Source organism: Psychrobacter proteolyticus, assembly GCF_038155145.1.
GTDB classification, from domain to species: domain Bacteria; phylum Pseudomonadota; class Gammaproteobacteria; order Pseudomonadales; family Moraxellaceae; genus Psychrobacter; species Psychrobacter proteolyticus_B.
The window spans coordinates 1-225 of the sequence record NZ_JBAKAY010000107.1 but is presented as its reverse complement, the minus strand read 5'-3'; the positions used below and the strand labels follow the sequence as shown (position 1 = coordinate 225).

Here is a 225-nt window from a genome sequence, read left to right as displayed (position 1 = left end):
CACCTGTTATTGCCGTATCTGGTACATCGACATAACAAATCTTACCAGCCAATATCCCGCCTTCTACTAGAATACCGGCCGGCACGTTGCTAATTTCTAGACGGGTAAAGCTTTCTGATCCATCTTGATCACGTGAGGTTAATGAAACTGTGACCGAGGCTGTATCATTTGAGCCACTATAGTCGATAGTGTTATTAGGAGCAGTGTCCCCTGGCAATGTTATAG

The 225-nt window shown here is 44.9% G+C and carries 1 protein-coding gene; it reads right to left on the bottom strand.

Features of this window, described 5'->3' with window-relative positions:
• Positions 1 to 225: hypothetical protein (locus V6252_RS13160; protein ID WP_341610744.1), on the bottom strand; the 225-nt coding region annotated here is incomplete at both ends.